Below are 26,390 nucleotides of genomic sequence, written 5' to 3' on the forward strand. Positions count from 1 at the left end.
ATTTTTTATCTAAATGGTTCGATCATGCATGTCAGAGAGGTGATTATTTAAATCGAACTCATGATAGCGAATAGTTTTAAGATAATTTAAATTCTTGAGGATGTTCTACTTTTGAGCATGGCTCGATAAAAAACGATCGGCCTGGCCAGTAGATTCGGTTCTATTTTAGGAGAGTATGTGGGGAGAGTTTAGAGGAGGGCGCTCAGGGTATTCCTAAGCGCCGGACAAAGTAAATTTAAATACCTAATTCAGCCCGAAGGGCTGCCATCTTTTGCGAATTTTCTTCTTTGGAGAGTGGAGTACCGGGGTCTTCTTCCAGCTTTAACTGTTCCGGGACACCGAGTTTTTCTCCTTCCAGTACGCGCGCACAAAGCTTGCGGTAGTGCTCTGCAAATACCGGGTAGGCGATAGATTCTGGGTTGTTGGAGAGAAAATACCAGTTGGATTCACGCCCAGCATGGTAAACCGCTGGGTGACTCCAATTGTGATTGGTTTTGGGGCTGGGCGCATTGCAGGCTTCGCGGTAGGCGGCGCGGGCTTCTGGCAGGCCGTTTTCGCCGGCGGCACAGAGCTGCAGCATTTTGTGAACTGTGGGCAGGTATTCGCTCTGCAGTATCGCGCGCTTTGCGCCCTGCATAATATCCTGGGCTTCAAAAGCGGCCAGCGCTTCGAGCCACAGGCGTTTTGCGTGATGCAGGGTTTCGGTATCCGGAAATGCGGCACTGAACTGGTTGTGGTAATTCAGTTTAAACAACGCGAAGACTTCGTTAATCGCGCGCTTTTTTTCGTTCAGTAGTTCCTGATCTTGCGCATTACCAGTTTGTGTCTGTGAGTATGTCGCCGATTGAGCGGTCGCGGGTGCGCTGGTTTGCGCTGTTGTGGGCGTCTTGTGGATTGCCATAAGAGTTTCCTATTGCCAACTTGTTGCGCTCTGCCCATTGATGGCGAGCGTGACGCACAAATACGGCGTCCCAGCTTTTGCGCGCGGCGTTTTGGCCGCGCCAGTAAATAATAAATTCCGGCACCAGTGATAGGGCGAAGTCACGCTCTATCTCGCACTGGTTCACCAGGTGGCTCAGGCAGTCGCCGCCGGGCTGCCAGTTGCGCGCTATGGGTTTGGCTACCGGGTTTTTCTCAATACCCTGGCAGTAGTAGGCCCATTCCTCGCGAGCGTACTCAATAAACAGCTCGCCCCAGCGCGCGCTGTGGCCACCGCGCTCTGTCCACTTGTAAATAAATTCCGGCAGCAGTTCGGCGGCAAAGCGCGGGTTGATTGCCAGGCGCTGTAGCTGTTCCCAGGTATGTTCACTGGGTTGCCAGTCGCGCGTCATAGCAGTGGGTTTGCGCTTTTCAATAAATGGAGTTTCCTGTTTCTCCCAGTCTTCCATGATCCAGTCATTGAATTCCAGATCCCAAGAAATGGATTGCTTGCCGCTGGAACGGTGGTAGTCGAGGAAGCGCTGTAGGCCGCGGCTGACAAATGTACTGGGTACCCCCTCGTCGGCCAGTTTGCGCAGGGTGTCGTTGTTCGGTTGCCAGTTATCCGGCAGGGCCTGCTTGCGCTGGGCAGTAGCGCGAAAGGCTTCCCATTTGCTCTTTACCTGGCGCAGGAACAGTGAGCCAAAGGAGTGGCGCGGCTCGGCCCGTTCGCGCCAGTAGGTGACAAACTCCGGTAACTGCTCCCGCACAAAGTGTTCCGGGATACCGAGCTGGCTGATGCGCGCCATAGTTTCGGCATCCGGCTGCCAGCTGGGGGCAATGGTGTTGGCACTGCGATTGGCTGGTGCCGGGGTGCGGCTCGGTTCCGGGGTTTGAGCCAGGGCTGTAGGACGGCGGTGTTCACTGGGCAGGGTGAACTTGAGGACTTCACTGCTACCGAAAGGAGCTGCGCCCAGCATCAGGGCGCCCTGATTGCGCAGGCTGGTGGCTACCCGCTGGATATCTGCTGCCTGCCAGAACGGCAGAAGCAGATAAAGTTGCTCGCCGGTGGCGGTAAACCAGTCCCGCCCAGCGTAGGGCTCCGCGGGCAGGAAAGGTATCAGGTCGCCCAGGGCGGTGAGCAATACCGCTTCCTCCAGGCCAACAGTTGAGGCCAGAGTCGGGGAGATACTCAGGGGTCTTTCGGGGAGCAGGGGGTGTTTCATGGCGCGATAATAACACTCCGGCGTGGGGCTTGCGCGGCCTTTACAGTGGCTCTTTATGGCCTGCTTTTGCCAGAGCAAGGCGCGCCAGTCCAGCCGCTAAGCTGAATAATGGCGACCCGGAAATAGGGCAGGGAAAATTATGGCTGTAACCCGTTGCCTTACCCTTGGGGTAAGGTTGTAACTTTGTCGCCAGAAACGGTATTGCGGGAGAGCATTATGGCGAGAGAACAGCAAGCAGCGCAGACACTATTCCGCCTCAGTGGCGTGAGCTGTGCCGGCTGTGTGAATAAGATTGAAAGCGCCGTGCAGGGTGTTGCGGGGGTGCAGGATGCCCGCATAAACCTGGCCGATAAAACCCTTAAGGTGCAGGGCGCGGCGACGCCGCAAAGTTGCATCGAGGCGGTGCGCCAGGCGGGTTATGACGCCGAGGTGGCCAAGAGTAGCGAGCGCCAGCGGCGCGAAGAGCAGCGTGCCCAGGAAGAGCGCCACTATCACCAGTTGCTGTGGCGCTCCGCTATTGCCCTGGGTGTGGGCCTGCCGTTGATGGCCTGGGGCCTGATCACCGATAAGATGTCCGTCAACAGCTTCGCAGATCAGCTGGCTTGGGGCGCCATGGGGCTTATTACCCTGGCAATTCTGGTGTTCTGTGGTGGTCAATTTTTCAGTGGGGCCTGGAAAGCGCTACGCCACCATAGCGCTACTATGGATACCCTGGTGGCCCTGGGTACCGGTACGGCCTGGCTTTTTTCCATGTTGGTGGTGCTGGTGCCCCACCTGCTGCCGGAAGCGGCGCGCCATGTGTACTTTGAGGCCAGCGCTATGATTATCGGCCTGATCAGCCTGGGCCAGGCACTGGAAGTGCGCGCTCGCGGGCGCACCAGTGCGGCGGTGGAGAAACTGTTGGAGCTGCAGGACACCTCGGCGCGGGTTCTGCGCGACGGTAAAGAAGTGGATCTGCCGATTGAGCAGGTTCAGGCCGGTGACCAGTTGCGCGTGCGCCCCGGAGAAAAGATCCCGGTGGATGGCGTGGTGCTGGAGGGTGGTAGCCTGGTGGATGAATCCATGCTCACCGGCGAGCCGGTGCCGGTGAAGAAGGGTGAGGGGGACAATCTGGCTGCCGGCACCCTGAACAAGAACGGCAGCTTGCTGTTCCGGGCGGAAAAAGTGGGGGCGGACACCCGCCTGGCACAAATTATTGAGATGGTCAAAAACGCCCAGGGCTCACGGGTGCCCATTGCGCGCCTGGCAGACAAAATCTCGGCCGTTTTTGTGCCGGTGGTGATGATCATCGCTGTGGTGGCGGCACTGGTCTGGTTCAACCTGGGACCGGATCCGCGCGCCGCCCATATGCTGGTGGTTCTTACCTCGGTGCTGATTATTGCCTGCCCCTGTGCCCTGGGGCTGGCTACGCCCATGTCGGTGATGGTGGGCGTGGGTAAGGGTGCGGAGTACGGTGTGCTGGTGCGCAACGGCAAGGCGTTGCAGCAGTCCTGCAATCTGGATGTGCTGGTTGTGGATAAGACCGGCACGCTCACCGAGGGCTCACCACGCCTCACCGATATCGAGAGCGAAGGCGATAGCGATGAGTTACTGCGTTTGCTGGCGAGCCTGGAACAGGGCTCGGAGCATCCGCTGGCTGAGGCGGTTGTGACTGCGGCCCATGAGAAAAAGCTTGATCTACAAAAGCCCAGTGATTTCGAAGCCATTACCGCACATGGGGTGATGGGGGTTATTTCCGGTAAAAAGATACTGCTCGGTAACAGTAAGTTAATGCAGCGGGAAAATATTCCCCTGGGTGACTGGAAGGCCCGCGCCAACAATCTGGCGGAGGCAGGGCGTACGGTGATGTATGCGGCAGTGGATGGTGTACTGCAGGGAATTATCGCTGTGGCTGATCCGATTCGGGATGATGCCGCAGCGGCCATAGCCCGTTTGCGTAAGTTGGGCTTACGCCTGGAGATGCTGACTGGTGATAACCAAGCCAGTGCCGAGGCCGTTGCCCGCCATCTTAAAATCGATAAAGTGCACGCTGAGTTATTGCCGGAAGACAAAGAGCGCATAGTGGCGCAACTGCAGAAAGACGGTGCGCGTGTGGGCATGGTGGGAGATGGTATCAATGATGCCCCAGCACTGGCTCGCGCCGATGTGGGCTTTGCTATCGGCGCTGGTACCGATGTCGCTATAGAAAGTGCCGATGTCACCCTGATGCGCTCCTCCCTACATGGAGTCGCCAATGCGGTGGAATTATCGCGGGCGACTCTCGGCAATATCAAACAGAACCTTTTTGGAGCCTTTATTTATAACACCCTAGGTATACCCATCGCCGCAGGGGTGCTATTTCCGCTCACTGGCATGTTGCTGAGCCCGATCGTGGCCGGTGCCGCTATGGCACTCTCCTCGCTTACCGTGGTGAGCAATGCCAACCGCCTACGCTTCTTTAAGCCCTCGGAGGTGCACTAATGATTGCGACCTTGGTAAATACGATCGGAGTACTGCTAATTATTGCCATCATCTGGTGGTTCTGGCTGGGCCCAAGGCGCGGTGCGGCAAAGACGGTGGCGGTCAGTGAACAACTGCAAATACTGGTCAAAGATGGGGTTTATGAGCCGGATCATATTCGCCTGCCTTCGGGTCATGCCGCCACCCTGCATTTTTTACGGGAAGATCCCAGCCCTTGCTCCGAGTGGGTGATTTTCCCCGATCTCGAAATCAGTGCTGAGCTAGCGCTCAATAAAGAAACCACGGTAGAAATCCCTGCGGCCAAACCGGGAAAATATCCCTTTAGCTGCCAGATGCAGATGTATCGTGGGACGCTTACCCTGGAATAAAGTGAACTCAACCGGAAGAGGTCAGTTTATTTTCTGCGAACAAGTCAATTAAGGTGTAATTTTTTCCAGTCAGGACCGACAACATTAATAGGCCTTCAGGTACTTCCTTCAAAGCTAACCCGACTTAGAACACTTAATGGGTCATAGGAGCATAGGGAAGTGCCCGGAGGAGACAGAGGGGAAGCCACTAGGTTTTCCAGAAGTGCTATTTACGATTTGGTCCCTAAATAATGAACACCTTTTTGCAAAAAACTTCTAGGGCCCTGCTGGGCCTTTCATTTACATTGATTGCTGCTGCCTTGTTTCTTGGCCAGAATGGGGGCCTGGCCTCCATTTTCGGATTTTATGGCGTTAATAGTGAGGCGGGCTTGCACATCGTAAGAATAGCCGTAGCACTACTCTTTGCGGTAGCTGCGGTTTTAGCCCTGCTATCACTGTTAAAACCACAATATATTCGCCCCCTGGCACTCCTGATTATATGTATATCCTTGGTCCCTTTGTTAAGTCTCTTCGGAAGTGCGCATTGGATCGATAGCCTCGGTGGGTTTCCCGCTATTGGCTCCGGGCAGGGCGTGATCAAGTACCTTGCCCTCACCGCGATTGGTCTGACACTTTTGAGCTGCAGTGCTTGTCAGTTAATGCGCTATATCTGGCTGAACTATTTACCAGTGGGGTTGGTTCTGTTGTGGATTGGCGGAATGAAGTTCACTGCAATAGAAGCCCAGGGTATTGAGGGCCTGGTGAGTAGTTCACCCTTGATGGCATGGCTCTATAGTTTCTTCAATGTACAACAGGCCTCCAATCTGATTGGCATCTATGACTTGATCGCTCTGATCATTTTGGCTTTGGGGTTAGTTATCCGGTCCCTGTTTTGGCCGGGAATACTGCTCTGTGGTGCGGTGTTTGTGACAACTCAGACTTTTCTGTTCAGCTATCCCGGAAGCTGGCAAAGCCCTGGAGTTTTGGCCTCTAGTGGCATATTTATTATTAAAGATCTTTGGTTTATCGCCAATCTGCTAATAATGATCGATATCCGTAAACATCTAAGTCACTCAGTTACCGGTAAGTAACAGGGTTGCGTCTAATCTTAGATATTGAGGCGTAAAGAATAGTATTTTTTATTTTGGAGCATAAATCACTACTTTGGCTGTTGGGCCTTGAGGGTTTCATTTCCTTCTGCCCTTGCCTCTCAGTAGACCTTTTATGGCGGCATAACATATGGATGATTTAATCTTTTTGCCCTTTAGCCAGTTTTTAGAAGAATCGTCTACTGAGTGAATATGTCTAGGTAACACAGGGATGTGTAGCTTTATGACTGCTAAATAAAAATGAGGTATTTATTGGTCTTCTAGTCTTGATTATTTTTTTAAGAACAATTCATAATTTTTAGTCATATATTCAGAGAGATTTTCTTGCTATCTAGGTAGTTGCTTCCCGTTGCCTATATGTCTAGATCTTTCTAAATATTTATACGTGGTTTTATTTTTCTTTTGTCAAGACAGTAAGCTTAAATAGAAATTCCCTTGCATGAATAATTTATTCCTTTCTTAAAATGGCAGTATGGCTTTTGGTGACAGTTTTTCACTATGTTTGCAAAATTGCGAAATTATTTGGAACCGTATCTAAAGGTCAAAGTCCATTAACCTGACAATAACGCCTCACAAGTATTTTTTAAATAAAGCGATGTTTACTTGGTCGGGCAAAAATAAGGAAGTAAATAAACCCAGGAAGGAAATCGCACATGCATAAATAATGGCTGTTGATATGACTTTACGAATGAAAAAAGCGGTTTCGTCACTGAAGAAACCTGCATTAAACAAAACTCTATTGGCGATGATTCTGGTGGGGGTCAGCTCTAATACAATTGGCCATGGCTACGTGGAAGAATATGATGGAGGTGCGGCATCTGCGCGGGGTACTTTATGTAAATACCCTCTAGCCTCTACAGGTCAAAAAAACATAAATTGTGGAGCCGTTCAATGGGAGCCGCAAAGTGTTGAAGGGCCCGAAGGGTTTCCAGAGAGTGGCCCGGCTGATGGCATGATCGCTAGTGCCGGTAGTAATGTATGGTCACCATTAAATGAACAAACTGCTGACCGCTGGCTGAAAACTCCCATAACTGCTGGTAAACAAACTTTTAAGTGGCACTTTACCGCGAATCACGTAGCTCGTGACTGGAAATATTATATTACCAAACCGGATTGGAACCCCAATCAACCATTATCCCGAGCTTCATTTGATTTAAATCCATTCTGTACTATTGATGGAAATAATCAAAAGCCACCCATTGATATGTATCACGAATGCGTGGTTCCTGAGCGAGATGGGTACCAAGTTATCCTTGCTGTGTGGGATGTGGCTGATACAGCCGCGGCCTTTTACAATGTTATCGACGTAGAATTTGATGGCGATGGAGTGCCCGAATCAGAATGGAATCAAGGTGGAACAATTAATCCAACACAAAACTTAAAAGTTGGCGATAAAGTTTCCACACGTGTTTATAGTAGCAGTAATGAAGAGCCAGCTTATGCAACAGTGCTGGAAATTGCTACTGATGAGCAGGGTATGGCTAATAACTGGGCACATGATCTTGCAACCAAAATCAATCAAGAACAGACCAGTATTCGCGCAGGCCAGTTTAATGGCGAAGATCAATTTAGCCCTGTCTTTGGCTCAAATCCAATATATTTACAGGATGGCAGCGGTTTAGAGCGTGTTGAAATTAATTATGAAATCAACAGCCCAACACCAGATTATGATTTAAATGTGTCAGGACTTGAGGATATGTACACAATATCTGACGATCCACTCTCACTGCAGCTTGCTCTCACCGCAAAAGGAAATATCAGGGCTGAGCTGAAAGTCTTGAACCATGCTCGTGAAACACTGGCTAATTATGAAGTCAATATGAGTGACGGTCAGAGATTAGATAGGACTTTGACACTTTCAAAGTCTGAACCTGGCCATCATATGCTCGTTATTGTGACAAAAGATATTGATGGCAATTTGATTGATCAAACTACACAAGATTTCCACTTGATGGAAGACGAAACTTCTCCACCGCCAGCAGGTGACTACGACTTTGTTTTCCCCGAAGGTCTAAAATCCTATACGGCAGGAACTAAAGTAATGGGCAGTGATGGGAATATTTATCAATGTAAGCCCTTCCCTAATTCTGGCTACTGTGTCCAGTGGAGCAGAAGTGCAAACCAGTATGAACCTGGCAGAGGTAGCTACTGGCAGATGGCCTGGGAAAAATTATAAATCCAACTAATCAAACAAGGCCCCACTAGGGGCCTTTTTGTATTTTACGATGTGCTTTACTTACGTTGAGCTACTCCAATAGGGCATTGGCTCTATTTAGTATGTGATTTGCAGTTTTCTATGGGTTTCATGAATTTCTTTAAAGCTGGGAATTCTAGGAGGTTTGGATAAGTAATTGTAGGCTGCTCGCATATGGCCAGCACAACGCCTAGCCGGTAAATTCCCAATGCCAGTGCCCAAGCCTGGGCAAACTATGGAGTTTATCTTCTTCGTGGGGCCTGACTTATTGAATAGTTTTACTGAGTTTAAAATGGCCCTGAAAGCATAGTAGGCATTCATGGTATTTGATATGTCCTCAGGAATACGCATAGTGGGGGCAGAAATCATGTAAGGCCAATTGGCATTCGAGGTTGAAATCACTATTGCTGATCCAATGGGCAGCTCACCATGAAAATCAGATTTAATTCGCTTTTGTAACTGATCTTCCACCTCAAACCCTAATTCATTTCTAATCGGCAGGTCGAGGCCTCCATCCATAATTCCAAAACTGTTTGCTGGGCTTACCATTGCATCGGCAGGTTTTGAGAAATAATCACCCTCAATAATTTCAAAAATCTCAATATCACTAAAAACCTGGTGCCATGCTTGAGTCAGCTCTTTTGATTTGTCGATTAAATATATCTTGTCAGGGAGCATTGTCTTTTACTTATATTTTGGGGGCAGGCACTTTATATCTTTGTGCTCATCAAGCACTCAATATGTCCCGTATGATTATCTACTTGCTCTTTTTGTGAGTGAAAGCCTTGAGATAGGTAAAACTGATAGCTATTAACATTCTCTTTGTAAACCGTTAGGTTTAACGGGTTTCTCTGTGATTTAGCGTGTGCTATAAGCCGTTTCCCAATGCCCTGGCCTTGGAATTCTGGATCCACAAAAAGCGCGGCTAAAGTATTGTCAGCTAGAGAGTAAAAGCCATATATCTTTGAGTGTATATCATAGATATAGGTTTCTGAGTTTGGTATATAGATATCGCGCATATTATCTATTTGAGACTCCCAGAAGTCAGCTGCGATAAAATTATGTGCCCTAATGGAGGCTTTTAGCCAAATATTTAAGATGGGCTCTATGTCGTTTGGGTTGTAGCTTCTAATCATTGTCAGTATATATCCTGAGCCATTAAACCTAGGCTCAATAGCCTAAGGGAAGATTAATACGATATTGACATACCTGATTCATTTTTGCAGTTGAGTTTCCTGGGGAATCCTGATTGCTATTTAGAGCTGCCAATCAGAGTATTAAACCTGATAATGACTCAAAAACATCTCCGCAGTACGCTCCGCCAGTGCGGCTTGTTCGGTTGAGCTAGGCGGGCCGGAGAGTTGTAACATCTGTGGCCAAAAACAGCTTCCCTTAATTAAGTTGTGTATCTGCCCGCTGGCGATTTCTGGGTCCAGTGGCTTCAGTCGGCCATCGGCTGCGGCGGCTTTAATCCAGCGTTGTACGCCGGTTTCATGGGCTTTGTATTTTTCCATTTCCTGACGCAGGGCTTCCGGCTGGTGGAAGAAGTAGTCGAAGGCCATACGGTTTAGTTCAATATACTGCGGGTTACAGATAGTTTTAATTTCCAGCGCCAAAAGCGTGTGCAGTTGAGTATAAAGGTCGCTATCCGGATTGTAGTCACAGCCTGGGGACTGGGTTGCCTGCTGCCAGAGCTCGCCAATCAAAAACATCACCAACGCTTCCTTGCTGGCAAAGTGGTTATATACCGTGCGCTTGGACACCTGGGCGCGGGTTGCCAGCTCATCCATACTGGTTCCCTGAACGCCCAGTTCCTGAAAGGCCTGCTTAGCGGCATCAATAATGGCCTGGCGCTTAATTTCGCTTCTGGTCGGCTTCTTTTCACTCATGTGACTCTCGATATCTCTGCTTGCGTCAGGAAAGCTACCTGGCGGGGAATTAATCTAAGTGATTGATTTTACACTAACTGGTTTACTTTTTCTTCTGCCGATAATAAACTGCACTGTATAGTTTACTTGGTGGCATCTATGAAGAAGCGCTGGTGGTTATTACTAGGAGTGATAGGTATGTCCGTTGGTCTGTTTAATAGCTGTGCTACACAGCCGCAAAAGTTTCAAAACACGGAGATCGTCTATAAAGCGGGGCTGGGTAAGATGGTGGACATCATTGCAGCCTATGCCCGTGCTCACAGGGTGGCACCGGTACCTAGAGTACCTCTTCCCCTACAGACGATCACAAAGGAAGTACTCACAACTAATGAGGGTCAGCCAACGATCTATCGCCTGGGGCACTCATCCGTTTTGATCCATCTAGATGGGGAGTTTGTGCTTACTGACCCGGTATTCAGCGAGAGGGCTTCACCAGTACAGTGGATGGGGCCGAAACGTTTCCATCCGCTACCTTTGTCTCTACAAGATCTGCCGGCGTTAAAAGCTGTAATAATCAGTCATGATCACTACGATCATCTGGATAAAACCAGCGTGCGCACCCTGGATAAGAAAGTTGAACGCTTTATTGTTCCTACAGGGGTAGGCGATTATTTACGGGGATGGGGAGTCGCTTCAGGCAAGATTATCGAACTGGCCTGGTGGCAGTCCTTTTCAATAGGGAGTCTGCAATTTACGGCCACTCCGGCGCAACATTTTTCCGGGCGCGGCCTAACTGATAGGGATAAAACTTTATGGGCCAGCTGGGTAATTGCAGGGCACGAGGCACGAATCTTCTTTAGCGGTGATAGTGGTTATTTCGGTGGCTTTCGGGAAATCGGGGAGCGCTTCGGGCCCTTTGATCTAACCCTGATAGAAACCGGTGCTTACAACGATCTGTGGAGTGAAGTCCATATGCTACCGGAGGAGAGTGTGCAGGCTCATTTGGATTTGCGTGGCCGTGCCATGGTTCCTATCCACAACAGTACCTTTGATCTTGCCCTGCACGATTGGTTTGAACCCCTAGAGCGCGCGTCAGTGGCCGCAGAAGCTCATGGGGCAACAGTTCTTACGCCTGTTATCGGTGTTCCGGTGAATGTGCGTACGCCCGCCCCGACACAGGCCTGGTGGAGGAAGTTTATAGCTGAAGTGCAGATCGATCTGGCTACTCAACCATAAATACGATCTTGCCAATTCAGTTGAGTTTCTTTCAAGAGGGAAGTGCAGATGGATAAACAATTTGTATTGATAACTGGAGCTTCGTGGGTTATGGGCAAGGGCTCTGACTGAGCACGGGCCGTAAAGGGTTTTTTGTCTACACACCTGCCCGATGTCGTGATCGAATGGGCGACCTAAAGGATCAAGATACTGCCCCTTTAAAAATGGATCTCACTCGCGAATGGTTTGGCGATCGTATTTGCAATCGGATGCTTTTATCAATGTTGCGGTAAGAGAGACTCACAGGCCGATATTTTCCTAAATAAATAGGATTTGAGTTGTATTGGGATAGTAGTAAATGAAATCAAAGACTGTATTAGTTACGGGAGCTTCTTCGGGAATCGGCGAAGCATTTGCGTATGAATGTGCTAAAAGGGGTACAAACCTAATTTTGGTGGCTCGATCTGAAGACTCCTTATCGAATATCGCAACAAAAATTAATGAATTATACCCAGTAGATACAAGCTTTATTCCTATGGATTTAAGCGTAGAAGGATCTGCGCAAAAGCTCTTTGATAAAACTAAAGAGATGGGTATTGAAGTTGACATTCTCATTAATAACGCAGGTTTTGGCAAGTGGGGAAGCTTTGAAAGCTTCACTCTTGAAACCTATAGGGATATGTTGCAGCTCAATATTAACACCCTTACAGAGCTGTGTTACTTATTTCTACCAGAGATGAGACTTAAAAAAACAGGCGGTATCATTAATGTTGCCTCTGGAGCAGCCCTGATGCCGGTACCTTATGCTGGAGTCTACTCTGCATCCAAAAGTTACGTACTGAATTTTTCGGAAGCTCTGCACAATGAACTACAAGGAACCGGTGTAACAGTAACCTGCCTTTGCCCCGGTGGAACCAAGACAAATTTTGCCGAGGTGGCGAATAATCAAGTCAAGGTGGATGAAAGTATCTACGAAACTGCTGAGTATGTTGCTCAAGTAGGGTTAGAAGGATTCTTGTCTCAAAAAAGTTATGTATTGTCAGGTAAGCAAAAGTGGGCACTGGTTTTACTTTCTCGACTTCTGAGTCGAGCGCAACTGCTGCGCCTATCGGGGAAAGTATTTAAGCGTATTGTAAGTAATGAAAAGACATAAAATTTCGCTATTTTACTAGAGCTGGATTATCCACTTGGCCTTGCTGTGGGCCTTATTGATAATCTGGGAGTGTTGTATTCCTGCTGACTCTGGAGAGTCAGAATACTGGGTTGCCGCTGAGTGGTATTTTTACGCTTCAGTTAGTAAAGGTTGCCTAAATTTCTGGGGTTAAAATGGTGTTCAATATTTTCTGGTAGCTGGTAGCTGGTAGCTGGTAGCTGGTAGCTGGTAGCTGGTAGCTGGTAGCAGTAGCTTTGGGTATTGAATTTAGGCTATTTGAGAATCGAGTGTGTCGCCATATTCAACTCATAGGATAAAGATTAGAGTGGATCCTGGGTAAGTTGTCTTAAAAGATACAATGACGTCTTATTTTGCAAAATTGCAGGATGTTGTATTGGTTTAGCTTTGCTTGAAGCTATGAAAGGCTACACTCCGCGAGTTTTTTGTTTTTAAATAAATGTGAGTTTTATGCCTATCTATTTACATGGCTATTAATTTTTGTGTCTAAGTTGACATTATGGTTTGCTCTGAATTAAAAACTGGGGTGTCGCTGATTGCATTGGTGATAGTAATTTCATTCAGCTAGGGAAAGTTTATGCGAATATTATTGTCAACGATTGTTTTTATACTTGTCGTTTCTGTGGGGGCGGTGTCTGCAGGAACTGCCGAGCCAGTCTCTTTTACTCGTGGCGAAATATTGTCTTTTCATTACCAGTCAGACCTCTTGGCGCGTCAGTATCAAATTGATGTGCTATTGCCTAAAGAGTACGATCCCGAGAACGATACCGTTCAATATCCAGTTGTTTATATGGTGGATGGTTATCTCGATTTTCCAATGATGGCTCCAAATTTCTTCAAGCAGAGTGTAACAGGAAAGATTCCGGCTTTTATTTTTGTCGGCATTGATTATGTTGATGATAGTTTGGGGAAGTTGCGGCGTCTCGATTTGACGCCAACTGCTGTGGAGATGGATGGGGAAGTTCAGGGGGGTGGTGCGAATCAGTTTCTTGAATTTATTAACAAAGAGTTAAAGCCCTTTATTAACAATACTTTCCCTGCTGATCAACAGGATCAGACCTTTATGGGGCATTCTTTAGGGGGATTGTTTGCTCTTCATACTTTGTTTACTCAGCCAGATAGTTTTCACCGTTATATTGTGGCAAGCCCTAGTATCTGGTGGGATGATAAAGTGATCCTTGCCAAGGAACGATATTATGCGGAATATAATGCAGATATGGATAAGCATATATTCATGTTTGTCGGTAAGGAGGAAGGGTTTATGGTGAAGGACATGAAACAACTTGTGCGCAGGTTAGAGTCGCGCAATTATCCTAGCCTTAAATTGTCGAAAAAAGTATTTAAAGGGGAGAATCACCTAACGGTTCCAGTGGTGGGTTACAATTTCGGAATTAGGGAAATATTTAAAGAAGATTAACGCTTTAGCTGCTTGGCTGACCTTTTTTGCACCTCTGCGAATTATTCTTGCCATCCTGTTTGATGTTGGGCACATAAAGATTTAAGGTTCATAGGGTGAAAATGGTAAATTTTCAGAGGTGCCGCTATTTTAATAGTGCCAATGTTAGCTAAGGGGGAATGATCTTTGGTTTATAACCAAGCTCGAAACCCCAGAACCCACACGGTATCGTATACTTTTTCTCCCTCTTCGCGTTCAAAGTCTGCAGTTTTTCCGATATTGCGATATTGATGTATGCCAATATAAGGGGAGAATTTCGGATGAAGTTCATAGCGTAAACGCATGCCAATTTCTATTTCAGATAGACCAGACCCTCCGTCTGAATTTTTGTCATTTTGCCCAAAAAAATCAAATTCTGCACGGGGTGCTAAACTGAACTTTTCTGAGAGTTTAAATGTATAAACCCCTTCTATGCGAAGGGCAGTGCTGCCGCTTCTACCAAGGAAAAATACAGCGTCCATTTCAAATGAGTAGGGGGTCTCGCCAATAATACCAATTGCAAACCAATTGCGGCTGGTATTCTCCAGGTAAAAATCATGACGAATTCCTGCGAGAATATTCCAATTAGCAGAAACTGCGTGGCTGTAAATGCCCCATAGCTCATTCTCCTCGGTCTCCCCGTTGGAGCGCTCGTAGTCTACTTCTGCGGATAGCTTGCTTTGGTCTGTACCATAGCTGATGTCCCCCTCAATGGTGGCTCCGTTATTACCTTGTAATTCAAATTGATCAAGGCTGAGCTTGGCGATGGGTTTGTCTTCTCCTAGGGTTGCATCATTGTTACTTCCAGATGTGGAGTGATACTGAAGGCCATGGTGTAAATCCTCTTGGGATTGTCCTTCGATAGCCAGCATCCCCATTAGTAAGGAAATAGTAATCGCTGGAGTTATTGATACTTTACGCAGAAGAATTTCATTTGCGTATCGTCTGGACTCCCGTTTACCCCATATAGGCTTGGTGCGACCTATGAGGTTCAATGAGGAGAAATCTTGCTGCAGATATGGTGAGTGAATAAAGTGTAGAGCTGAAGTGTTTATGTACGACACTTTTTGCCCTTTCTATACCATTTCTTCCTGATGTAATAATTTCATATATTTAATAGAAGTTGTTTCTGTATTCTGCCATTTTACAAAGTTTTGAGTTTGCTTGTTGTAAGGAATATTTACCAGTATAAGCATATTGCCTTTCTAATCTTTCAAATTTGATAAAATCTCTCTATTAATGAATCCTAAGAAAAAGTGTGAATTGCGACTGTAAGCCAAGAAAAATTCTGGTTTCCTGCTGCATTTACTTGGCGGATAGTTTGTTGTGAACAGAATGTTTTATAGAACCGGGAACTAAAACCAGGCGCGAAAACCGACAACCCACACGGTGCTATATACCTTTTCCCCTTCTTCACGGGCAAAATCTGCGGCATTGCCCACAACTCGTTCATGGTGAACGCCGACATAGGGGGAAAATTTAGGGTGAATTTCGTAGAGTAGGCGCAAGCCTATTTCTATTTGAGACAATCCACTGCCACTGCCAGCGATTTCATCATTTTGGCCAAAGAAATTCAGCTCCAAGCGCGGAATAAGGCTCACTTTTTCTGCGAGCTTTGCATCATATTCCCCTTCCAGGCGAAAAGCTGTACTGCCGTTCCTTCCCAGAAATAGCACTGCATCCATTTCTAATGAGTAAGGGGTTTCTCCAACCAGCCCAATCGCCAGCCAATTGCGGCTGGTAGTTTCCCGCTGTAGGTCGTGTCGGAAGCCGGCGAGGAAATTCCAATCTTTGGAAATGGACCGGCTGTAGACCAGCCATCGCTCATTTTTTTCCGTTTCTCCTCCTCCCCGCTCAAAGTCTACTTCCAGCACTACTTTATTGACGTCATCTCCATAACTGAAATCGCCTTCGATTGCCGCGCCGTTCATACCGCGCCGTTCGAATTGGTCAAGGCTGAGTTTGGCTACCGGCTTGTCCCCCTCCCCGGCCATACCATTGTCCTCTCCTGCGACTGATCCTTCTGAGGGGGCTTGGAAGCTGTGGTGCTGGTCTTCCCGATTTTGCGCTTTAGCTGCTTGAAAACCCAGTTGCAAGCACAGGGTAACAACGATTATCACTATCGCTTTGGTACAGAGAGTGCGCCTCATACCACGCGCACCTCTCGGAAAATACCGTATGTGCGATAAAGCATTTGGCAGTGTAATGCCCAGCGCCCCCGGTTATCGGCATTTATCAGGTAACTGATCTTGGCACCGGGCTGCACCATCACCGTGTGCTTGCGTGGTAGATACTCTCCGTCACCAGTTTCCAACTCACTCCATAAACCGTGCAGGTGTATGGGCTGGGTGAGTAGGGTGTCGTTCACCAGAGTGATACGTAGACGCTCGCCATAAGCCAATAATATTGGTGTGGCGTTTTTATATTTAACACCGTCAATGGACCATAGGTAACGAGCTGGATTACCGGTGAGATGTAGTTGTAGTTCTCGCTGCGGTTGTCGCTGGTCTAATGATGGTGTGAGACTGCGAAGATCCCCGTAGGTTAGGATGCGGCGGTTGTAGCGTTGCTGGTGTTCACGGAGTCCAACACCGGGATCATCCATTCCATTTTGGGGAGCGCGCGCGCGCAGGGCTACGCCATGGCCTTTTTCTGTTGGCTGGTGGATGATGGGGCTATGGCTTCCCAGGCCAGCGGGGGCCAGTTTGGCATTGCCTTCTTCTGCAGTGGACTGTCTATCAGCAGCTCTAGCACCACTGGCACGGGTGAATCCCATATCGCGCTTATCGAGAATAGGGATTGGATCCATGGGGGGAACTTTGGCAGAAAGACTCTGAGCGGGCGTTAAGGTACCGCGAGCGTAACCGCCGCGATCGATCGCCTGGGCAAAAAGGGTGTAGGCTCTGTCGCCACTGGGCCTAACTACCACATCGTAGGTTTCCCCAGTACCTAGGCGGAATTCATCCACTCTCACCGGCTGAATATTCTGGCCATCAGCAGTCACCACGGTCATATCCAGATCTGGAATGCGTAGGTCGAAGATTGTCATGGCAGAGGCGTTGATAAAACGCAGCCGTACTATCTCACCGGGGGCAAATAGGGCAGTCCAATTGTCTTCCGGAGTTTGTCCATTGATCAGGTAGCTGTAGGTGTAGCCTGTGACATCAGACACATCTCGATCAGACATGCCTGCGAAGTTCCATGGGTGTCGTTCACGCCAGGTTTGCTCTATGCCTTTCGCGCGTACATCTCGCCAGAGATCTGTGGTGGTGCGGTGGCGGCGCCGGTTGTAATAGTGGCCATCTTTCTTCAGGTTTGAATAAATCCGCTGGGGGGATTCATCGCTCCAATCGGAGAGCAACACTACATAGTCCCGGTCATAGGTCACCGGGTCTCCTCCAGCTGGATCAATGACGATAGCTCCGTAGAGTCCCTGCTGCCTCTGGAAGCCGGAGTGACTGTGATACCAGTAAGTTCCGCTTTGTGTGACTTTAAAGCGGTATCGAAAATTTTCCCCGGGTCTAATACTGGAGAAATTGAGCCCTGGTACACCATTCATAGGATTGGGCACCCTGATGCCATACCAGTGAATCGAAGTGTTTTTATCTAATTGGTTGAGGACATTGAGAGTTACAGTTTGCCCCTCGTGCCAGTGCAGGATTGGGCCGGGAATAGAATTGTTAACTGAAATTGCGTTGCGGGGTTGTCCGGTCAGGTTGACTGCCCTTTGGTCTACCTGCAGGGAGAAATTCTCGCCAGTTAAAGTCGTGGGAGGGGGGACTCGCGCCCTGGCGGGGGTAGGGGAGCCGGGCAGGCCCAGCAGGGCCATGCCGGCGCTGATTCCGGTTACAAAGGTGCGGCGCGAAACCGAGCCGCACCGCGGAGGTTTTGTCATCGACAGTCCTCAGAACTGTTCTCCGGCCGCGTTGATTTCTGCATAAACCACGCTGCTGCCGTCCTTGTTTAACTGCATTACCTGGTAGGGGGTAAAGCGATCGCCCATCTCCATGCCAGGGCTTCCGAGAGGCATACCGGGCACAGCCAGCCCCAGCGCACCCTTAGGCGGACTTTGCAAAAATTGCTGAATCAGCTTGGCTGGCACATGCCCTTCGAAAACATAGCCTTCCTTGGACACACTGGTGTGGCAAGACTGGTAGCGGGGTTCGATTCCGTGCTGTTTTTTGACGCCGTTGAGGTCATCGACATCCTTTGCCACCACTTCGAAGCCGCTATTGCGAGCGTGGTCCACCCAAACTTTGCAGCAGCCACAGGTAGCGGATTTATAGGTCGTTAGGTTTTGCGCTTGAGGTTCTTTAGGCTCGGTGGATTCGGCACAAGCACTGATGGCTAATGTAGTAACTAGCGCGGCAATTGCGGCTAAAAAAGATCGGTACATGGAATTACTCCTGTCATTCATATCAACTGACCCACCACATCGTCAGTGCAGCATAGGTGCAGCTAGTGGCGGGCAAAAAAGATTTATCGGCGAAGTTTACTGCTGGAGCCGAGGCTCAGGTGGCAATCGGAGGCCGCAGGGCGCTTTCCGGGTCGGGGGAAGGTTTAAATACTGTGTGGGCAGTTGCCAGGGAAATTGGCCGCGAAAAATTTGGGATATTGGCGGAGATTACGGCGAGGCTATTGCTCAATCCCGGGCAGCAGCCGCATTCGATACCACAGTCACCGCGGTGCTCACTGTGGCAATCATCGGCTTTATTCGCTTCGCAGTGGCCCTGTTCGCTAATATCCATGCTCAGCATATCTGCAGGTTCCGCACAGGGCACGGCTGATGCCAGGCCGGCAAAGGCCAACAGCAGTATCAGCAACAAGGTGCGAAGGTAGGCAATGTACATAAAGCAGGCCAGGAGAAGTATGTCGGTCAGTGTATGTGTGGGCAGCAGGGGGCGCAAGCACAGCGAGAGATTGGAGGAGGTTAAGGGAAAGCGTCTCGCTCTCCCTTGGTTTTTCATGCCTGTATTGATTCGGAGCCTACAGGGTTATCGCTTGTAAAGACTGTCCTCTAGACAGGTCTTTAGGGTTTCCTCAGAGGCAAGCGATAGTCCTGATGTCGCAGCAGATCGGGTCCACATTCCAACCGCTCCAACCAGCTCAGGAAGCCTTCCTTAACTTCTTCAGATGCAAAATAACCGCCGTGTTGAGGCACAATCATGGCTGGGTTCAGTTCTCGCACCATTTTCACCCACAGACGACAGGCCCAGTTGCCTCCCATATAGCGCTGGTGGAAACCTTCCATGGATGGAGTATGCGCATCAAAATCGATGACTTCGCCCTCCTCTCCACCGAGGGAAGCGCCCACGTCACCGGAAAACAGGATGCGGCTAACCGGGTCGTAGAAACTGAAGTTGCCGCAGGAGTGCATAAAGTGTGCGGGCAGGGCCCAGATTTCGCTATCGGCAAAAGGCAGCACCTCGCCCTTGTCACTGATGGGAATGATACGGTCCTGCCAACGTTCACTACCGGCACGCGAGGCGACAAAGCCGGATACTAGGTGGGGCAGGAAGCGCGACCACAGTTTGGATACCGCTACCTTGCAGCGCGAGTGCAGCATCCAGCGTGGCAGTGAGGCAATGATGTCCGGATCCTGGTGCGAGGCCAGGATATATTCCAGGTCACTCAGGTTCAGGTGGCGGCTGAGTTCGATGGTTAGGGGTGTGTAGGTGAGATCACCGCCGGGATCAATCAGTGCACCTTGGGTGCCGCGGCGAATCACAAACTGGTTGGCCTGCACTCCATCGCTGCCATTCTGTTCTTTAACCAGATCGCAGAAACGCGCAACCAGGTGAGGGCCTTGCTCAAATAAAATGTCCACGCCGCGGCCTCTCTTATTTAATTAGGTCAAGGTACTGGCTGAGGCGCTCCTTGTTGACGGCGATACGTTCACTCATTCCTTGAGCGTGTTTCTTGGCATCTTCCAGGTTGCCGGCCTGGCCTACCTGAATTACACCGACCATGCCCAAGGGCAGGTGCGGATCGCACTGGTACAGGTAAACGCCCTCTTTATTCAAGGTCACACTGACTTTCTCGCCCATGCCGCCATTCCAACTGTCGCCCTCGGCTGGGGAGAGTACGGAGCGGCTGTTGTGTGCCATATCGGTGGGCAGGAAGGTGACAGTATCGCCCACTGCAACGTTTAGGAACGCGGGTTCGAAAGTCATCATGCCGTCCTTGCCCTGGTTCAGCATCTTAACTTCGTGATCTGCTGCCAGGGCGGACGTCGAGGCCATGACGAGTGCGAGAAGCGCACTGCGAAGAGTAATAGACGACATATTTACTTCCTGTTTTGAGTAGTCGGTGATGTTGTAATGACTCTGCCTATAGCGAGGAGGCGAGACGCGCCGGATATTAGCCCGGTGAAAATACGAAGAATTGATCTAGATCAATCGCGCAGATCCCAGAGAAAGTGGGAAAAAGTGCCAATACACCACTTGGGTAAAGGAGAGTCATATCTGTCGGTTAAGCGCTGCCCTCTGAAGGGAGATAAGGGGTAAACTGTGCGCCAATTTGACTGGGTGACACTTTGGGGGAGTAACCTTGGCTGCTAAACGCAAAACTGCCTATGTGTGCAATGAATGTGGCGCTGACTATACAAAGTGGGCGGGGCAGTGCAGTGCTTGTGGTGCCTGGAACAGTCTCTCTGAAGTGCGTTTGGGGCCGGAGCATAAAGACAGCCGCGCGGCTAATTTCACCGATGCCCAGAGTGGCTATGCCGGCGCCGCCGGTGCTGGCAAGGTGCAGAAGCTCTCGGAAATCGACCTGAGTGAGCTGCCGCGTATTCCCACTTCCGCCTCGGAACTCGACCGGGTGCTGGGGGGCGGCCTGGTGCCGGGTTCGGTGGTGCTGATCGGCGGTCATCCTGGGGCCGGTAAATCCACGGTATTGCTACAGACTCTGTGCCACCTCGCTACTTCAATGCCGGCGCTGTATATCACCGGTGAAGAATCTCTTCAGCAGGTGGCTATGCGCGCCAAACGCCTGGGCCTGCCCACTGATTCCCTGCAGCTCCTCAGTGAAACTGATGTGGAGCGCATCTGCCTGGCGGCAAAAGAAGTCAATCCACGCGTGATGGTGGTGGACTCTATCCAGGTGATGCATATGAGCGATGTGCAGTCCGCTCCGGGCTCGGTGGCCCAGGTGCGTGAGAGTGCTGCTTACCTGACCCGCTTCGCCAAGCAGACTGGTACTGCGCTGATTTTAGTGGGCCATGTCACCAAAGACGGCAGTTTGGCAGGCCCCAAGGTGCTGGAACATATTATTGATTGCTCCATATTGCTCGAAGGTACTCACGACTCCCGCTTCCGCACCCTGCGTGCCCATAAAAACCGCTTTGGAGCGGTGAATGAGCTGGGGGTATTTGCCATGACCGAGCAGGGCCTTAAAGAAGTTTCTAATCCCTCCGCTATTTTCCTGCAGCGCGCCGAGGAGATCGCCGCGGGATCGGTGGTGACTTCCGTGTGGGAGGGCACCCGGCCGCTGCTGGTGGAACTGCAGGCACTGGTGGATGACAGCAGCCTCGGTAATCCGCGCCGGGTAGCGGTGGGCCTCGACCAGAACCGCCTGAATATGCTGCTGGCGGTGCTGCACCGCCATGGCGGCGTCTTGGTCGGCGATCAGGATGTGTTTATCAATGTGGTAGGCGGCGTCAAGGTAATGGAAACCAGTGCCGACCTGACTCTTTTGCTGGCAGTTGTTTCCAGCTTTCGCAATCGGGTGTTGCCGCGGGATCTGGTGGTCTTCGGTGAGGTGGGACTTTCCGGTGAGATCCGCCCCGTGCCCTCGGGCCAGGAGCGCCTGCGCGAAGCCGCTAAGCATGGTTTTCGCAAAGCGATAGTGCCCGCCGCCAATCGCCTGAAAAACGATATCGAGGGTATGGAAATGCACTCGGTAAAAACCCTGGCGGAAGCCCTTGCCGTGATCGACATGAGCTGAGTCGGATGAGTACCCGCACGTCCAGGCGTCATCTTCTCTGCTGGCAACTATTACTCGGTGCAGTGTTCATTCTGGCCGCGAAAGTCCAGGCCTATGAGCGCATTGCTTCGTTGAACCTGTGTCTGGACCAAGTACTGCTGAACTGGGCACAACCTGCGGATATTGCCTCTCTGACCTGGCTGTCCGCCGCCGAACAGTATCGCTCCCTGCCGATTCCCGAACACGTTCAGCTCAATCGCGCCCGCGCCGAGGAGCTGCTGCCATTAAAGCCAGATTTGGTTCTTGCCGGGCAGTACGGTGCCCAGCGTGCGGCTGAGCGACTGCAAGCACTGGGTATGAATGTGGTGACCATCCCCGATGCCTACAGTCTGGAGCAGTTGCAACAACAACTCGGTGCTTTGCAAGCCGTACTGGGCCCGCTTCCTCCGCTGCAAGAGCAGAAACGCGCGTTGGCACAACTACTCGATCAGCCCGCTGCTAAACAGCGCGCCAGTGCGGTGATTCTCTCCGCCAATAACATCACCTACGGCAGCGGCATGCTGGAGCACCAGTTGCTGCAGCGCGCCGGTTTTGACAATCTCGCCACCACTCAGGGACTGGCACGGATCAGCCTGGAAGAGGTGATTGCCCTGCAGCCGGATTTGTTGGTGTTCTATGGCAGCGAACAGCATTTCGCACTGGCTTACCTGGCCGCGCGCCACCCGGTACTACAGCGCTATATCGATAGCGGCCGCACCTATACCCTGCCGAAACAGCTGAGCCTGTGCCCGGTACTGGCGGTGGTGGATACACTGCAACAGTTGATGGATAAGAGAGAAGCGCTTGTACAATAAAAACGCGGTTTTGCTATTGCTGGCGGCCCTGCCGCTGGCCCTGCTCGGGGCACTGGGCAGTGGCCCGGTTTCGGTGGACCTTTCCAATGCGCTGGCTGAGGGCTGGAGTGGCCAGAGCAGCGATGCGGTGATTCTGTGGCAATTGCGACTGCCCCGTGCCCTGTTGGCAATACTGGTGGGCGCTGCCTTGGGGATGGGGGGCGCCGCCATGCAGGGGATGTTGCGTAACCCTCTGGCGGAGCCGGCGCTGCTCGGTGTTTCCAGCGGTGCGGCTTTGGCGGCGGTACTGTTTCTCTATTACGGCGCAGCCTGGAAATCCGGTTGGTTGTTGCAGGCTCTGGCTATTGGTGGTGCCTTTAGCGCGGCGGCGGCGGTGTGGTTGTTGGCGGGGCGGGGCGCCAGTGCCGGACGGCTGGTGTTGGCGGGGGTGGCCATTAACGCTTTCCTATCGGCACTGATTGCACTGGCGCTTAACTATGCGCCGAGCATGTTCGCTATGCAGGAGGTGGTGTTCTGGTTGATGGGCTCGCTGGCCAATCGCGGCTGGGACCAACTGTTTTTGGCATTGCCCTTTTTGGCCGTGGGGGTGCTGTGCCTGTTTTTCACACGCAATTATTTGCGCGCGCTGGCCTTGGGTGAAGACAGTGCGACTTCCTTGGGTTTCCAGAGCCGCGCCTATCCCTTTCTTATTTTGCTGGGCATCGCCAGTGCCGTGGGTGGTGCCGTGGCAGTAGCTGGCACCATCGGTTTTGTCGGATTGGTGGTGCCGCACCTGGTGCGCCCTCTGGTGCGCCAGGACCCCGCCCGTTTACTGTGGATCAGCGCTTTAGCTGGAGCGCTGCTGTTGCTGCTGGCAGACATTCTGGTGATTAATTTTGTCGGCGCGCAGGAGCTGCGCATTGGCGCGGTCACCGCTTTTATCGGTGCACCTTTTTTCTTCTGGCTGATTTTGACGGCGCGCAGGGGGCAGTGGTTGTGAATATGGCTAGTGAGAAAACTATTGAGGCCACCTGCGTTGCGCTGGAATTGCAGCGGGGGCGCAAGAGTGTCCTGCATGGCGTGAATTGTGTATTCAAGCCCTTCGAGCTGACCGCCGTGGTGGGCCCCAACGGCGCCGGCAAAAGCAGCCTATTGCAGTGTTTATCGGGCGTCTTGTCCCCCGATGCGGGTCATGTTGAGCTGAATGGTCTCGATGCGGGGCAATTGCCGGCATCCCAGCGCGCGAGGCTGGGGGCTTTCCTACCGCAGTCGGAAACTCCGGCTTGGTCTCTCAGTGCGGCGGATATGGTGGCCTTGGGTTTACTGCCCTGGGGGCGCCTGCCAGATCGCGAGCAGAGAATTCAACAGGCGTTGTTATTGGTCGATGCGCAGGAATTTGCCCAGCGCCCGGTCACTCAATTATCCGGTGGCGAGCTGCGCCGCGTGCAATTGGCCCGCCTGTTAGTAGGGCGGGCACCGCTGCTGATCGCCGATGAGCCCACTGCGGCGTTGGATATCCGTCACCAACTTCAGCTGATGCAGAACTTCCGCAGCCTGGCCGACAGTGGCAAAACCGTGGTGTTGGCACTGCACGACCTCAGCCTGGCGGCGCGCTTTTGCGATCGGATTCTCTTGATGCTGGATGGAGAATTGTTAGCTCAGGGAACACCGCAACAGGTACTGACTCCGACGTTGATTGGCGAAGCCTACGGGGTGAGTTGTGAATTCCGTTGGCGCGACGGTATCGCAGACTTTGTACCACTGGATTTGTTGCGAAAATCCAGTGGCTAGAAATTCCTGTCTCAGCCAAATCGCCTGCGCGGGGGCTGTGGCCGCCCCATTGCGGGTCCGCGGCGGAAGTCCTCGGAGGGTGTTCCTTTGTAGCAGCGCGGAATTATTGGCCACTCCTCAGTAAGGAAATAGGCATAAATACCCTGAGGAAAATCAGGGGTGCGCACAAAGCGGCCATTGCACTCATCGAGGGAGCCCGCCCCTTCAACATATTCGTAGTCCGCCACAAAGGTGCCGTCGTAATAGCCGCCAGGTTGCTTGTTACTTGTTGGCCGATGTCCAGATTTCACCCGATAGCTGGAGTGCATTTTTACTACATCAGTCTCCTCATTCATGTCATCGCCATAACCATATAGTGCGTAAATGGGAAAACCATCTGCGGCCCAACCAATCAGTGGTGAATGATGCTGCGGGGTAACTTGTAGTCTTGCCAGTAGTCCGGTGGGCAGACCGTGATAATGGTAGGCCCCGTTGGGCTGGACATGGGCGTAGTTGTCGTCAACGCCGAGGGGAACTGCACCGGAGAGCGCCTCATAGCGCCAGAGGCCGCGATTACCCAGGTACCACTCTGCGGCGCTGGGATCAAAGGGCACGCCGTTAATGCCAATACCAAAATTTTGCAGGCTTACTGGTGTGGATTTTTTTGCCAACTTGGGGGCTGCGGGTACTCGGTATTTGTAGCGTTGGGTTTCGATTTTGTGGGGATTGCCGGAGTTTGGGAAGGCACCGGTTTTATGGGTGGAGATACCGTTGGCTTCAATCACCCGCCAGGGCCCCTCGATTGTGACTTTAACGCGGCTGGTGGTGATTGGGTTGTGGTCGGCGGGAACCCTATAATGTAATCCCTCCGACTGCACCACCCGATGCCTGCGCGCCGGTGGTCTGCCGTTAGCGCGCTCTTGAGAAGGGATTCTGGCAATAGCCAATGTGCCCGTCACACAGACCGGAGCCTGATCTTCAGATAAGCGCAAGCATTGGCCGCTACTGTGACCGATGCTACAACTTGAGCCGGAGGTTAACCCTTGGCAGGCTTCCACGGTTGTTTCCGGCAGGTGTCCCAGAGCTGCCGGGGTGACACAGGTGAGGCCCACTAATAGCCACTTTTTCATACTGCATTCTCGAACTGCGAGGCCCGCAAGGGCCCCAATGATTTACTCGTTATTTTCTTTTCGATCTTTGCCCGGTCTGCGGCCTTCCATTTTTGTGGGAACACACACCAGTTGCTCTTCTCTAGGGGGCATGCGGCAAGTGCCTTCCAGGGTACCGTGCGGCGTTTCCACTTTGCAGGCATCACCCTTCGACATGGCCTTGCAGGCATCAAAGGCTTCCTGAGGAGGTTTGCGTGGCTGTGCGTTTGCAGAGGAAATCATGGCCATTAGGGCGACAGATAATAAAACCTTGTACATGGTGCTCTCCATTGAAGGCAGCTGGACAGCGCCTGCACTGAAGAGCAGGCGCGGGCGATTAGCGGCGGCCAGTATCCCCCCTTCCTGGGAGGTGTTTTTTAACCAGCCGCTGATAGCCAACATAGTTCAGGAATGCGCAAGGAATGTGGATTTTTGGTAAAGAAGTGTGCAAGCGAGTAAGGGCTGAGTGGTGTTTGAAAAACAGATTTTTATTGAAAATTACCCCGTGGATTTAACGTCTCACTTTCGCTGGGGAAGCGCCAGCCACGCTGTTATACTTGCCGCCGCTTTGGGTGCCCAGCAGTGTATTTACACTTGGCTGGGGTAAACGGGAAGTCCGGTGATGTGTATACAGAGTCCGGCGCTGCCCCCGCAACGGTAAATCATTTTTCTTTGCAAAATGATAAGCCCGATACCGGCCCTCGGCACTAAGCCGGAGTTTTTATATCCGGCCTTGAGGATAAAGCGGAGGGCTTTGTCTGGTCAGTGTGCCG

At 51.2% G+C, this 26,390-nt stretch carries 25 protein-coding genes and 1 riboswitch; of the genes, 11 read left to right on the plus strand and 14 right to left on the minus strand.

Annotation, left to right across the window (positions count from 1 at the left end):
• Window positions 1-235: 235 nt before the first annotated feature.
• Together ACJJIV_RS13865 and ACJJIV_RS13870 are read right to left on the minus strand one after the other, a co-directional pair.
• Window positions 236-901, minus strand: a complete 666-nt coding sequence (locus tag ACJJIV_RS13865; protein ID WP_444889335.1) for a replication protein P — start codon at window positions 899-901, stop codon at window positions 236-238.
• On the minus strand, window positions 813-2,144 hold the full coding sequence (locus ACJJIV_RS13870; protein WP_444889336.1) for a DnaT-like ssDNA-binding domain-containing protein: 1,332 nt from the start codon (window positions 2,142-2,144) through the stop codon (window positions 813-815). The genes ACJJIV_RS13865 and ACJJIV_RS13870 overlap by 89 nt, the downstream gene beginning before the upstream one ends.
• Window positions 2,145-2,360: 216 nt before the next feature.
• Here ACJJIV_RS13870 and ACJJIV_RS13875 point away from each other — a divergent pair, with 216 nt between their 5' ends.
• From ACJJIV_RS13875 to gbpA, 4 genes are all read left to right on the plus strand, one after another.
• Window positions 2,361-4,604, plus strand: a complete 2,244-nt coding sequence (locus ACJJIV_RS13875) for a heavy metal translocating P-type ATPase (protein WP_444889337.1) — start codon at window positions 2,361-2,363, stop codon at window positions 4,602-4,604.
• The gene (locus ACJJIV_RS13880) at window positions 4,604-4,972 is read left to right on the plus strand and encodes a cupredoxin domain-containing protein (protein ID WP_444887260.1); all 369 of its coding nucleotides are present in this window, start codon (window positions 4,604-4,606) and stop codon (window positions 4,970-4,972) included. The genes ACJJIV_RS13875 and ACJJIV_RS13880 overlap by 1 nt, the downstream gene beginning before the upstream one ends.
• A 230-nt stretch (window positions 4,973-5,202) precedes the next feature.
• Complete coding sequence (locus ACJJIV_RS13885; RefSeq protein ID WP_444889338.1) at window positions 5,203-6,042, plus strand: DUF417 family protein; 840 nt, start codon at window positions 5,203-5,205, stop codon at window positions 6,040-6,042.
• A 682-nt stretch (window positions 6,043-6,724) separates the two neighbouring features.
• Entirely contained in the window at window positions 6,725-8,236 is a 1,512-nt protein-coding gene (gene gbpA, locus ACJJIV_RS13890; RefSeq protein WP_286036986.1) for an N-acetylglucosamine-binding protein GbpA, read from the plus strand.
• Window positions 8,237-8,332: 96 nt separating this feature from the next.
• On the opposite strand, the gene ACJJIV_RS13895 is transcribed toward gbpA, so the two are convergent.
• The 3 genes from ACJJIV_RS13895 to ACJJIV_RS13905 form a co-directional block, all read right to left on the minus strand.
• On the minus strand, window positions 8,333-8,932 hold the full coding sequence (locus ACJJIV_RS13895) for a macro domain-containing protein (RefSeq protein WP_444889339.1): 600 nt from the start codon (window positions 8,930-8,932) through the stop codon (window positions 8,333-8,335).
• Window positions 8,933-8,964: 32 nt separating this feature from the next.
• The gene (locus ACJJIV_RS13900) at window positions 8,965-9,390 is read right to left on the minus strand and encodes an N-acetyltransferase (RefSeq protein ID WP_252083395.1); all 426 of its coding nucleotides are present in this window, start codon (window positions 9,388-9,390) and stop codon (window positions 8,965-8,967) included.
• Window positions 9,391-9,531: 141 nt separating this feature from the next.
• Window positions 9,532-10,143, minus strand: coding sequence for a TetR/AcrR family transcriptional regulator (locus ACJJIV_RS13905; RefSeq protein ID WP_444889340.1), 612 nt, complete (start codon window positions 10,141-10,143; stop codon window positions 9,532-9,534).
• 138 nt (window positions 10,144-10,281) lie between these two features.
• Here ACJJIV_RS13905 and ACJJIV_RS13910 point away from each other — a divergent pair, with 138 nt between their 5' ends.
• The 3 genes from ACJJIV_RS13910 (at window position 10,282) to ACJJIV_RS13920 (ending at window position 13,925) form a co-directional block, all read left to right on the plus strand.
• Complete coding sequence (locus ACJJIV_RS13910; RefSeq protein ID WP_444889341.1) at window positions 10,282-11,358, plus strand: MBL fold metallo-hydrolase; 1,077 nt, start codon at window positions 10,282-10,284, stop codon at window positions 11,356-11,358.
• Window positions 11,359-11,695: 337 nt separating this feature from the next.
• Window positions 11,696-12,490, plus strand: coding sequence for an SDR family NAD(P)-dependent oxidoreductase (locus ACJJIV_RS13915; RefSeq protein ID WP_444889342.1), 795 nt, complete (start codon window positions 11,696-11,698; stop codon window positions 12,488-12,490).
• A 595-nt stretch (window positions 12,491-13,085) separates the two neighbouring features.
• Window positions 13,086-13,925 (plus strand): alpha/beta hydrolase, encoded by an 840-nt coding sequence (locus ACJJIV_RS13920; RefSeq protein ID WP_444889343.1) that lies wholly within the window; start codon window positions 13,086-13,088, stop codon window positions 13,923-13,925.
• A gap of 170 nt (window positions 13,926-14,095) precedes the next feature.
• Here the strand turns inward: ACJJIV_RS13920 and ACJJIV_RS13925 are convergent, their stop codons facing one another.
• The 7 genes from ACJJIV_RS13925 to ACJJIV_RS13955 all read right to left on the minus strand — a co-directional run bounded on the left by ACJJIV_RS13925 (window position 14,096) and on the right by ACJJIV_RS13955 (window position 20,227).
• Window positions 14,096-15,007 (minus strand): copper resistance protein B, encoded by a 912-nt coding sequence (locus tag ACJJIV_RS13925; protein WP_444889344.1) that lies wholly within the window; start codon window positions 15,005-15,007, stop codon window positions 14,096-14,098.
• Between the two features lie 291 nt (window positions 15,008-15,298).
• Entirely contained in the window at window positions 15,299-16,093 is a 795-nt protein-coding gene (locus tag ACJJIV_RS13930) for a copper resistance protein B (RefSeq protein ID WP_444889345.1), read from the minus strand.
• Window positions 16,090-17,838, minus strand: coding sequence for a copper resistance system multicopper oxidase (locus tag ACJJIV_RS13935; protein ID WP_444889346.1), 1,749 nt, complete (start codon window positions 17,836-17,838; stop codon window positions 16,090-16,092). The genes ACJJIV_RS13930 and ACJJIV_RS13935 overlap by 4 nt, the downstream gene beginning before the upstream one ends.
• A 9-nt stretch (window positions 17,839-17,847) precedes the next feature.
• Window positions 17,848-18,339: a DUF411 domain-containing protein gene (locus ACJJIV_RS13940; protein WP_444889347.1), complete on the minus strand. Its 492-nt coding sequence runs from the start codon at window positions 18,337-18,339 to the stop codon at window positions 17,848-17,850.
• A 115-nt stretch (window positions 18,340-18,454) separates the two neighbouring features.
• Entirely contained in the window at window positions 18,455-18,910 is a 456-nt protein-coding gene (locus ACJJIV_RS13945) for a hypothetical protein (protein WP_444889348.1), read from the minus strand.
• A gap of 62 nt (window positions 18,911-18,972) precedes the next feature.
• A complete protein-coding gene (locus tag ACJJIV_RS13950; RefSeq protein ID WP_444889349.1) occupies window positions 18,973-19,770 on the minus strand; it encodes an oxygen-binding di-iron domain-containing protein in 798 nt (265 codons plus the stop codon).
• Window positions 19,771-19,783: 13 nt separating this feature from the next.
• Entirely contained in the window at window positions 19,784-20,227 is a 444-nt protein-coding gene (locus tag ACJJIV_RS13955) for a pseudoazurin (protein WP_444889350.1), read from the minus strand.
• Between the two features lie 265 nt (window positions 20,228-20,492).
• Here ACJJIV_RS13955 and radA point away from each other — a divergent pair, with 265 nt between their 5' ends.
• The 4 genes from radA to ACJJIV_RS13975 are packed head-to-tail and all read left to right on the plus strand — an operon-like array spanning window position 20,493 to window position 24,490.
• The gene (gene radA / locus ACJJIV_RS13960; protein WP_444882823.1) at window positions 20,493-21,887 is read left to right on the plus strand and encodes a DNA repair protein RadA; all 1,395 of its coding nucleotides are present in this window, start codon (window positions 20,493-20,495) and stop codon (window positions 21,885-21,887) included.
• Window positions 21,888-21,892: 5 nt separating this feature from the next.
• Window positions 21,893-22,720 (plus strand): ABC transporter substrate-binding protein, encoded by an 828-nt coding sequence (locus tag ACJJIV_RS13965; RefSeq protein WP_252083382.1) that lies wholly within the window; start codon window positions 21,893-21,895, stop codon window positions 22,718-22,720.
• Complete coding sequence (locus ACJJIV_RS13970) at window positions 22,710-23,699, plus strand: FecCD family ABC transporter permease (protein WP_444889351.1); 990 nt, start codon at window positions 22,710-22,712, stop codon at window positions 23,697-23,699. The genes ACJJIV_RS13965 and ACJJIV_RS13970 overlap by 11 nt, the downstream gene beginning before the upstream one ends.
• Window positions 23,700-23,701: 2 nt before the next feature.
• Window positions 23,702-24,490 carry an ABC transporter ATP-binding protein gene (locus ACJJIV_RS13975; RefSeq protein ID WP_444882821.1) on the plus strand — a complete coding sequence of 263 codons (789 nt, stop codon included), beginning with the start codon at window positions 23,702-23,704 and terminating at the stop codon, window positions 24,488-24,490.
• A gap of 11 nt (window positions 24,491-24,501) precedes the next feature.
• Here the strand turns inward: ACJJIV_RS13975 and ACJJIV_RS13980 are convergent, their stop codons facing one another.
• Together ACJJIV_RS13980 and ACJJIV_RS13985 are read right to left on the minus strand one after the other, a co-directional pair.
• Window positions 24,502-25,599, minus strand: coding sequence for a YHYH protein (locus tag ACJJIV_RS13980; RefSeq protein WP_444889352.1), 1,098 nt, complete (start codon window positions 25,597-25,599; stop codon window positions 24,502-24,504).
• Between the two features lie 42 nt (window positions 25,600-25,641).
• Window positions 25,642-26,019: a hypothetical protein gene (locus ACJJIV_RS13985; RefSeq protein ID WP_444889353.1), complete on the minus strand. Its 378-nt coding sequence runs from the start codon at window positions 26,017-26,019 to the stop codon at window positions 25,642-25,644.
• Between the two features lie 151 nt (window positions 26,020-26,170).
• A riboswitch (cobalamin riboswitch) is annotated at window positions 26,171-26,334 on the plus strand.
• The last annotated feature ends 56 nt before the right edge of the window (window positions 26,335-26,390 follow it).

The sequence above is a fragment of the Microbulbifer mixtoriginis (SeqCode) genome (assembly GCF_052466765.1).